General features: G+C 67.4%; 9 protein-coding genes. 6 read left to right on the top strand and 3 right to left on the bottom strand.

Features of this window, described 5'->3' with window-relative positions:
- On the top strand, positions 1–624 hold a 624-nt coding region (locus DV20_RS12120; RefSeq protein WP_043779423.1), incomplete at its 5' end, for an SDR family oxidoreductase.
- A 70-nt stretch (positions 625–694) separates the two neighbouring features.
- Here the strand turns inward: DV20_RS12120 and DV20_RS12115 are convergent.
- Positions 695–1,657: a DMT family transporter gene (locus DV20_RS12115; protein WP_160169715.1), complete on the bottom strand. Its 963-nt coding sequence runs from the start codon at positions 1,655–1,657 to the stop codon at positions 695–697.
- The gene (locus tag DV20_RS12110) at positions 1,654–2,763 is read right to left on the bottom strand and encodes a fatty acid desaturase family protein (RefSeq protein WP_160169714.1); all 1,110 of its coding nucleotides are present in this window, start codon (positions 2,761–2,763) and stop codon (positions 1,654–1,656) included. The genes DV20_RS12115 and DV20_RS12110 overlap by 4 nt, the downstream gene beginning before the upstream one ends.
- 612 nt (positions 2,764–3,375) lie before the next feature.
- Between DV20_RS12110 and DV20_RS12105 the strand changes: the two genes are divergently transcribed.
- From DV20_RS12105 to DV20_RS12085, 5 genes are read left to right on the top strand one after another with little or no spacing between them, the layout of a single operon-like run.
- Entirely contained in the window at positions 3,376–4,692 is a 1,317-nt protein-coding gene (locus tag DV20_RS12105) for an ABC transporter substrate-binding protein (RefSeq protein ID WP_043779420.1), read from the top strand.
- A gap of 6 nt (positions 4,693–4,698) precedes the next feature.
- Entirely contained in the window at positions 4,699–5,658 is a 960-nt protein-coding gene (locus DV20_RS12100) for a carbohydrate ABC transporter permease (protein WP_043779417.1), read from the top strand.
- Entirely contained in the window at positions 5,651–6,490 is an 840-nt protein-coding gene (locus DV20_RS12095; RefSeq protein ID WP_043779415.1) for a carbohydrate ABC transporter permease, read from the top strand. The genes DV20_RS12100 and DV20_RS12095 overlap by 8 nt, the downstream gene beginning before the upstream one ends.
- 38 nt (positions 6,491–6,528) lie before the next feature.
- A complete protein-coding gene (locus DV20_RS12090) occupies positions 6,529–7,869 on the top strand; it encodes a GH1 family beta-glucosidase (protein ID WP_043779412.1) in 1,341 nt (446 codons plus the stop codon).
- A gap of 17 nt (positions 7,870–7,886) precedes the next feature.
- Positions 7,887–8,423, top strand: a complete 537-nt coding sequence (locus DV20_RS12085; protein WP_152603680.1) for a DUF305 domain-containing protein — start codon at positions 7,887–7,889, stop codon at positions 8,421–8,423.
- A gap of 62 nt (positions 8,424–8,485) precedes the next feature.
- Here the strand turns inward: DV20_RS12085 and DV20_RS12080 are convergent, their stop codons facing one another.
- The gene (locus DV20_RS12080; protein WP_200876398.1) at positions 8,486–9,328 is read right to left on the bottom strand and encodes a DUF1996 domain-containing protein; all 843 of its coding nucleotides are present in this window, start codon (positions 9,326–9,328) and stop codon (positions 8,486–8,488) included.
- Positions 9,329–9,520: the final 192 nt, after the last annotated feature.

Here is a 9,520-nt window from a genome sequence, read left to right as displayed (position 1 = left end):
GCCGAGCGCACGGCGGAGCTGGTGCGCGAGGCGGGGCGGCGGGTCGTGCTGGTGCCCGGGGACATCCGCGACGAGCAGCATTGCACGCACGTCATCGACACGGCCGTGGCCGAGCTCGGGGGCATCGACGTGCTGGTGAACAACGCCGCCTACCAGATGGCCCAGGAGGAAGGCCTGCTCGCCATCTCCACCGAACAGTTCGATCGGGTGCTGAAGACCAACTTGTACGCGATGTTCTGGCTGTGCAAGGCGGCCGTGCCGCACATGCCCCGGGGATCGGCGATCATCAACACCTCGTCGATCCAGGCGTTCCAGCCCTCACCGGAACTGCTGGACTACGCCACGACCAAGGCGGGCATCGCGAACTTCACCAAGGGACTCGCGCAGGACCTGGCCGAGAAGGGGATCCGGGTGAACTCGGTCGCGCCCGGTCCGGTGTGGACACCGCTGATCCCGGCCACCATGCCCGAGGAGAAGGTGGACTCCTTCGGCGAGCAGACCCCGATGGGCCGGGCCGGGCAGCCGGCCGAGCTCGCCCCGGCGTTCGTGTTCTTCGCTTCCCCGGAGTCCAGTTACGTCACCGGCGAAGTCCTGGGTGTCACGGGCGGTCAGCCACTGACCTGACCGGGTCCGGCGAAGAAGCGATCCGATGCCCGACGTGGTCCCGGTGTGCCCGGCCGACCACGGCCGGGCGTCAGGTGCTGTCCTCGCTGCTGCGAACAGCACGCCCGGTATTTCCCCACTTCCGGCCGGTCCGGACCTTCGGCGGCTGACTTCGGGGCTTCGCCGCGTAGACGACACCGGCGCCGACGATCGCCGCGCCGAGGAAACGAAGGGGCGAGCCTGGGGAGACCCCCAGAACCATGCCGGTCACGAGGGCGCAGACCGGAACGGCGCCGGCGAAGACCCCCGCCGTCTCGACGGGAATCCGGTCCAAGGCCGCGTACCACATCGAGAACGCGCCCGCGGAGGCGACAACGGCGAGGTAGAGAATGGCCAATGCCTCTTCCGTGGTGGGCAGCCGGGGAGCGGACCAGTCGGCGACCACCGCGACGATCCCGCAGAGGACCGCGCCGGCCGTCGCCGCGTAGGTTGCCGTGGCCATCGCGCCGATCTCCCGTACCAAAGGCACCGCCACCAGCGAAAACGCGCATTCACCGGCGAGCGCGCCCAGCGCGAAGAGCAGCCCGGCCGGGTCGTTCACGGACCCGGACCACTGCAGGATCACCGTGCCGAGCACCACGACGACGGCTGCGGCCACGGCCCTTGCCGTAGGTGACCGGCCGGCCAGCAGCGGGCCGAACAGCACCAAGACGACCGGGACCCCGCCGACGACGGCGCCCGCTATTCCCGCGTCGATCCGTTGCAGGGCCAAGATCAGGCAGATGTTGAACCCCGCCAGTCCGGTCGCGCCGAGCACGCAGATCTTGACCAGCTGCGCCCTGGTGACTTTGCCGAGGTGCCGCCGGAAACAGACGGCGAGGAGCACCGCGGCGAGGCCATACCGAACCGCTTGACCGGTCATGACGGGGAAGTTCGTCAACGCTGTGGTCGCGGCGATCGCGGAGCCGACCGCGGCACTGGAGCCGAGCGCCAGCAAGTAACCCGGCCAGACGGCAGACACCTTGCCCGCCGCCGGAGGGGCGTCCGGTTTCATGCGCCCGCGCCTGCGGTGTCGAGCGAACCGGAGAGCGGACAGGTGTGGCTGCATCCGGCGGGGCCGGAACCCTTGCTCGGGCACGGCGGGCGTGGTCGGCCTTCCGCCATGCGTTCCGGTCGCAGGACGTCCTGGATGACGGACGGGCGGCAATGGTGACTGGCGAACAGGAAACCGGCGCAGTGGTGTGCCAGCCGGTAGGAAGGAACAGCCAGCAACGCCCGGTGCAGACGACGAACCCGGTAGTGCGGCACCGCCAGGTACAGGTGGTGCGCCAGGTGCCAATTCGAATTGTGCGGGGCGAGGAGCTGGCGGACCAGCCACGGCGCCTCCCAGCTGCGCGTGGCCTGCCACGGGTTTTCCGATCGCAGCCCGGCGTGATCGGCTATGTCGCTCCAATACCTCAGAACCTGGTAGACGGTGAGATACGGGACAACCCACAGAGTCAGCAACTCGAAGCCGAAACCCGTGGCCACCAGTGCAGCCGGTGTGATCACGAGAAACAGCACGCGAAGCCGCGTTTCCCCGCGGTCCTCGTCCCGGCCGGCGAGGTCCGCGGCCACCTGGAACGGTACGTGCGCCAGCAGCAGTGGTTTCAGGAGGTGGCGGCGGGTGAACTGTTTCATGTCCCGAGGGTTCACCAAGCCGAGACGCAGGTAGCCGAGCAACTTCGGATCACGGCGATCGTCCCACAGATGCCGATGGTGCTCGCAATGCGCGCAGGTGTAGGACGACAAGCCGGAGAACAGTGGCCATGCGATAAGGGCTCGGCCGAGCCAGGTGTTCAGCGAGGCGCGACGGGTGAGTTTCAGGTGGCTCGCCTCGTGCATGAGGCTGCGTAGGGCGCGCTGTTTGGCCCCGATGACGAGCACGCCCGCCAGGTACACCAGCGGTTGATAGCCGGAGAGCACGACGAGCGCGGCCACGCCGGCGATGACCAGCCAATCCGCGCCGAGCGCGAGCGGCCCGTGCCAATTGTCCCGGCTGTTGTGGATGTTCTTGACGGCTTCCTTCGTCTCCGTCGACAGTTCACTTTTGTATCCGCGCGCCGCCGGTCTCGAAGCCTGACATCTGGATCTGACTCGTTCGGGTTGTTTCGCCGTCATCTCTTGTTTCCCCCTTCGCGACATGTCAACAGCCTCGGCCACCCCATGCGCAGGCCAAGATCGGCGACAGAAAAATGATGTTCGGCTACGCGGCAAAGTTCGCTCGTGCGCCTGAACACGCATTAATGCGTGCATCCCCTACGGTATTACTACCATGGGACCGTGGTTCGGTCAAGCGTTTTTACGTCGGATTGCGGTGCGAACCGGGTGCCGGTTCGAAATCGATTTATATGACAAAAACTGGCCAACTCGCCGTGTGAAAAGATGCATTGATCGAATGTGTGGAACGGCGATGTTCAACTCCGGGATTGCCGTCTTCGGCCGGCCGCGTCCGCGACGCTGTCCGACGCGGTCGGCGAGCGGCGCGGGTCGAGCCCTCGGGTCCCGGGACTGCGTGGGTGCGGTTTCGTCGGCGTCCACCCCGGCCGCGAGGCCGGTGGGCGCTGCGTCACCGCCTGCTTTCTCCTGGTAACCACTTCGTCAAGGGTGTGAACAGCCGAGTTCACGCCCTTGACTCTTGTTGGTCACACGAGTTAAATCAAGGCGCGAATTAAGCTGTGTCCTGAGTCACAGAGACCTTCGTGGCTCGTCCACGCACCCCGAGGACTTCAGATGCGAATGAGAACCACCGCGTCAGCGCTCGTCCTGGCGCTGGCCGCCGCCACCACCGCCGCCTGTGGGGGCGGTGACTCCACGTCGGCCGACGGCCCCAAGGAACTCACCTACTGGGCCTCCAACCAGGGCACGAGCCTTGACAACGACAAAGCGGTCCTGCAGCCCGAGCTCGAAAAGTTCGAGAAGGCCACCGGCGTCAAGGTCAAGCTCGAGGTCGTGCCGTGGTCGGATCTGCTCAACCGGATCCTGGCCGCCACCACCTCCGGTCAGGGGCCCGACGTCCTCAACATCGGCAACACGTGGTCGGCGTCGCTCCAGGCGACCGGCGCTTTCCTGCCGTTCGACGACGCCGCCCTCGACAAGGTGGGGGGCAAGTCGCGGTTCCTCGGACCGTCGCTGGCCGCGACCGGCGCGAGCGGCCAGCCCCCGGTGGGCGTTCCGCTCTACGGGCAGGCCTACGGTCTCTACTACAACAAGAAGCTGTTCTCCGACGCCGGTATCACCGCGCCCCCGGCGACGTGGGAAGAGCTCGTCGCGGACGGCAAGAAGCTGACCGACCCGCAGAAGGGGCAGTGGGGGCTGTCGCTGCAGGCGGGCCAGGTGACCGAGAACAGCCACCACGCCGCGATCCTCGGCGCCCAGCACGGGGCGAACTTCTTCGCCCCGGACGGCAAGCCGCAGCTCGCGTCGGATCCGGCGGTCGCGGCCGTCCAGCAGTACGTCGACCTCATGCAGAAGGACAAGATCGTCAACCCGTCGAACGCGGAGTACGCCGACACCGCGAAGTCCCTCAAGGACCTGGTGGACGGCAAGGCCGCGATGTTCATGAACCAGGCGTCGACCGGTTCGTTCAAGAACATCGGCGCGGACATGAACAACATCGGGGTCGCGCCGATCCCGCTGCCGGCCAACCCGCCCCCGAACAGCCGGAAGGTCACCAGCTTCGTCGCGGGCATCAACCTGTCGGTGTTCAAGAGCACCAAGAACCAGGCCGCCGCACTGGACTTCGTGAAGTTCATGGTCTCCGCGCCCGAACAGGCCCAGCTGAACAAGACCTACGGCTCGCTGCCCACCGTCCAGGACGCCTACAGTGACCCGGCGTTCCAGACCGAGGACGTCAAGGTGTTCCAGAGCGTCCTGAGCAGCACCGCCGAACCGATGCCGCAGGTCACGCAGGAGTCGCAGTTCGAGACGCTGATCGGCACCGCGATGAAGACGATGTTCGCCGACGTCGCGGCGGGCCGGACGGTCGAGGCCGGCAAGATCAAGGATCAGCTGGCCCAGGCCGACCAGCAGATCGCGGCCGGGAGCTAACCCGAGATGACGACCGCTGTGCGGGGGGCTCCGGCCGCGAAGGCGGCCGGAGCCCCCCGGCCCGGAAGCTCGCGGCGCAACCGCCGCCGTCCGGCCCTCCCGTACCTCCTGCTGTTGCCCGCCCTGCTGCTCGAACTGCTCATCCACGTCGTCCCGATGCTCGTCGGCGTCGTGATGAGCTTCGTCAAGCTGACCCAGTACTACATCCGCAACTGGTCGGCGGCCCCGGGTGCCGGGCTCGACAACTACAAGTTCGTCCTCGACTTCGACACCGCCACGGGCAAGGCGCTGGCGCACTCGTTCGGGATCACCGTCGAGTACACGGTGCTGTCGGTGGGGCTGTGCTGGCTCTTCGGCACGTCCGCCGCGGTCCTGATGCAGCGCAGTTTCCGCGGGCGGGGCCTGCTGCGGACGTTGTTCCTCGTGCCGTACGCGCTGCCGATGTACGCCGCCGTCATCACCTGGTCGTTCATGTTCCAACGCGACACCGGCCTGGTGAACAGCCTGCTCGGCACCCACTCGTTCTGGCTGATCGGGGACAACAGCTTCTGGTCGCTGCTGACCGTGTCGGTGTGGCGGAACTGGCCGTTCGCGTTCCTCATCGTCATGGCGGGGTTGCAGAACATCCCCGGGGAGCTCTACGAAGCGGCCTCGATCGACGGTGCCGGCTGGTGGACCCAGTTCCGGGCGATCACGCAGCCCATGCTGCGGCCGGTCAACCAGGTGCTGCTGCTCGTGCTGTTCCTGTGGACGTTCAACGACTTCAACACCCCGTACGTCCTGTTCGGGAAGTCCGCCCCGCGCGAGGCGTCGCTGATCTCCGTCCACATCTACCAAAGTTCGTTCGTGACCTGGAACTTCGGCCTCGGCTCGGCCATGTCGGTGCTGTTGCTGCTGTTCCTGATGCTGGTCAGCGCCGGGTACCTCGCGTTGACCGCCCGCCGGAGGAGGACGGTCAGTGTCTGAGCCCCGTTGGGTCCCCTGGGCCCGCCGCATCGTCCTCGGCTTCCTCGCGCTGTTCACCCTGCTGCCGCTGTACGTGATGGTCTCCACGTCGCTGAAGCCCCTCGGGGACGTCCAGGGGGTGTGGCAGTGGATCCCGACGACGGTGACGATCCAGCCGTTCCTCGACATCTGGAAGACCATCCCGCTGGCCAAGTACTTCCTCAACAGCCTGGTCATCTCCGGCGCGGCCACCGTCTGCTCGGTGCTGATCGCGATCTTCGCGGCCTACGCCATCAACCGGTACAAGTTCCGCGGCCGGAACTTCTTCGCCATGACCGTCCTGTCGACCCAGATGTTCCCCGGCATCCTCTTCCTGCTGCCGCTGTTCCTGATCTTCGTCAGCATCGGCAACACGACCGGCATCGTCCTCTACGGCTCCCGCCTCGGCCTGACCCTGACCTACCTGACCTTCTCGCTGCCGTTCGCCATCTGGATGCTCGCCGGCTACTTCGACTCCATCCCCAAGGAGCTCGACGAGGCCGCGATGGTCGACGGCAACGGGCCGGTGGGCGCGCTCATCCGCGTCGTCATCCCGGCCGCGGTCCCCGGCATCGTCGCGGTGTCGATCTATTCGTTCATGACGGCTTGGGGCGAGGTCCTGTTCGCCTCCGTGATGACCGACTCGGACACCCGGACACTCGCCGTCGGCCTGCAGGAGTACTCCACGCAGGTGCAGGTGTACTGGAACCAGGTCATGGCCGCGAGCCTGATCGTCTCGGTGCCGATCGTCGCCGGGTTCCTGCTCTTCCAGCGCTACCTGGTCTCCGGGCTCACCGCCGGCGCCGTCAAGTAACCCCCCCGCCCACTTACTTCTCCAGGTGAGGTCCTGCCTTGAAGGTTTCTCTGCCCGCGGATTTCCTGTGGGGCGCGGCCACGGCCGCGTACCAGGTCGAAGGCGCCGTCGACGTCGACGGCCGCCTGCCGTCCATCTGGGACGACTTCTGCCGGGTACCCGGCGCCATCGACAACGGCGACACCGGCGACGTCGTGTGCGACCACTACCGGCGCTGGCCCGAAGACCTGGCGATCATGAAGCAGCTGGGTCTCGACGCCTACCGCTTCTCCATCGCCTGGCCGCGGGTGATCCCCACCGGCCGCGGCGAGGTGAACCCCCGGGGTCTCGACCACTACGACCGCTTCGTCGACGCCTTGTGCGAAGCCGGGATCCGGCCGTTCGTCACCCTGTACCACTGGGACCTGCCTTCGGCGCTGCAGACCACGGGCGGGTGGCCCGAGCGCGACACCGCCCACGCCTACGCGGAGTACGCCGCGGTCGTCGCCGCCCGGCTCGGAGACCGGGTGCGGGACTGGAGCACCATCAACGAACCCCTGTGCGCCGCCTGGCTCGGCCACCTCGAGGGCCGGTTCGCCCCCGGCGTCAAGGACCTGACGCAGGCTGTGCGCGCCTCGCACCACCTGCTGCTCGCCCACGGGCTCGGTGTGCAGGCGATCCGGGCGCACGCCGCCCGGCCCGCGAACATCGGTCTGGTCTGCAACCTGTCGGGCATCGAAGCCGCCTCGGACCGCGACGAGGACATCGCCGCGGCGAAGCGGATGGACGGGCACGTCAACCGGTGGTGGCTCGACCCGGCCAACGGGCGCGGCTACCCGGCCGACATGGTCGAGGTCTACGGCGTCGAGCCACCCGTGCTCGGCGACGACCTCGACGTCATCGCGGCGCCCACCGACTACCACGGCCTCAACTACTACTTCCGCCAGATCGTCGAGGACGATCCCACCGGCCCCGCGCCCTTCGCCAGGCAGGTGCCGGTGGAGGGCGCGGGTACCACCGCCATGGGCTGGGAAATCCACGGTCCTGGCCTGGCCGACCTGATCCACCGGCTGCACGACGACTACGGCGCGCAGGCCATTTACATCACCGAGAACGGGGCCGCGTTCGACGACAAGGTCGCCGAAGACGGCTCGGTCCAGGACCACGACCGCATCGCCTTCTTCGAGGAGCACCTTGCGGCGGTCGCCTCGGCGGCCGAGGCGGGCGCGCCGGTCAAGGGGTACTTCGCCTGGTCACTGCTCGACAACTTCGAGTGGGACAACGGCCTCGACAAACGGTTCGGCCTCGTCCGGGTCGACTTCGAGACCCAGTTGCGCACCGTCAAGGCCAGCGGTCACTTCTACAGCCAGCTCATCGCCGAGCACCGGACCCGCTCTTGAGGCGTCATCTTCTCGGATTGGGCATCGCGGGCACAGTATTCGTCGGCGTCTGCGTCACCGGGTGCCACGGCCAATCCGGAAATCCCTCCGCGAATACACCCACCTCTGCCGCGGCGTCGTCGTTCACTACTACGGACCGCGCCTGGATCGAGATCAACATAGCCATGGACGAGCAGCTTGTTCCGATGCTCGACCTCGTGGACAGCCGCACCGGCACCGCGGCTGTCCGCGACCTCGGCAGAAAAGCCGCTGCCTCGACGAAGTCGGAGCTGCTGGATCTGCGGCGGCTTCACGATGAGGCCGGCCTCCCGGCGGAGAACCCCCACCGGGGGATGGAGATGCCGGGAATGGTTTCCTCGAACCAGCTCGCGCAGGCCGGCGCCTTGCGCGAGGCGGACTTCGACAACCACTTCAAGAAGTGCCTGCGCGATCACCTGGATCAAAAAGAACGTCTGGCGCTCGGCGAGAAGTCGTCCGGCACAGAGCCGCAGACCGTGAGCCTGGCTTCGCGAGTCCTGCGGGAGCAGGACCAGCTCTCCGCGCTGGTCGAATAGCGGCACCGGTGGGCCGCCGTGCCGGCCGAGCAGGACGACACGGCGGCCGTTCGCCGTCGGTCTCAGCCGCCGGTGAAGCTCGGTGTGGTCCCGCACTTCGCGTTCTGGTTCAAGCAGGTCTTGACCAGTGCGGCCAGCTTGACGTGGTCCCAGCCGTTCATGAAGTCACCGTGCATCGACGACGCCATTCCGGACGACAAGGCGAGACCGTCGCCGCCCAGGATGTCGTAGTTCACCATGTACGACAGGTTCGGCACCGCGACCGGGTAGTTCCCCTGGCACTTGCCGGCGACCGGGTCACCCATGTGCGACTTGTGGTCGGGCGAGTCGATGTGCTTGCCGTCCCAGCAGTCCTTGAACACGAGTTGGTAGATCAGGTTCCCGCCAGGGGCGCAGACGGGCCAGTTCCCGTCGACGCTCCGCCCGATCTCGGCGCTGCCCGCGCACCAGAACTGGTTCCCCTGGCCCTTCTGCGTGGGCACCTGCAGCTTGGCGTCACCCTGCACCATCACCAGCCCGGGCGGGAACGGCCGGACGGCCGACGGGTCGGGGAGCCGGGAACCGTAGTAGACGCGCATGCTCTTGAACGGAACGGCCACCCCGTTCCTCTGCAGCTGCGGCACCCAGTAAGCGGCGTTGTCACCGGGGGAGTTGCACGTTGTCGATCCGGCGGCCAGCAGGGTTTCCGTTGTCATGAACGCGTCGTTCCTCGGCCCGAAGAACGTGTGCATGTGGGAGGCCCCGGGCAGCCGCGGGAAGACGATCGCGTCGTCCTTGGCTTCGTTCGCGATCGTGCAGTCGGTGTGGAACTCGGCGACCCGCGTCGTCCCGGCCGGCACCGGTGGCGGCACGATGCGCTGGTAGTCGGTCAGTTCACGCTGGTACCGGGCCTGGTCCACGTCCACCCAGCCGGCATCGGCCGCGACGGAGCTGCCCGAAGCTCCGGCGGCGGAGCCCGATCCGCCGGTTTCGCTCGCGCCGGCCGCGAAGGCCGTGCTCCCGGCCAGCGCAAGAGCGAGAGCGGCGGTGAGAACGGCTCGGGTCCGGAGCCGGGACTGTCGAGGTCGAGCAGCCCGATTCGGCGTATTTCGCATATG

The sequence above is a fragment of the Amycolatopsis rifamycinica genome (assembly GCF_000695625.1).
GTDB lineage: Bacteria > Actinomycetota > Actinomycetes > Mycobacteriales > Pseudonocardiaceae > Amycolatopsis > Amycolatopsis rifamycinica.
The sequence above is the reverse complement of the archived record's forward strand: the minus strand, read 5'-3'. Positions and strand labels throughout refer to the sequence as shown.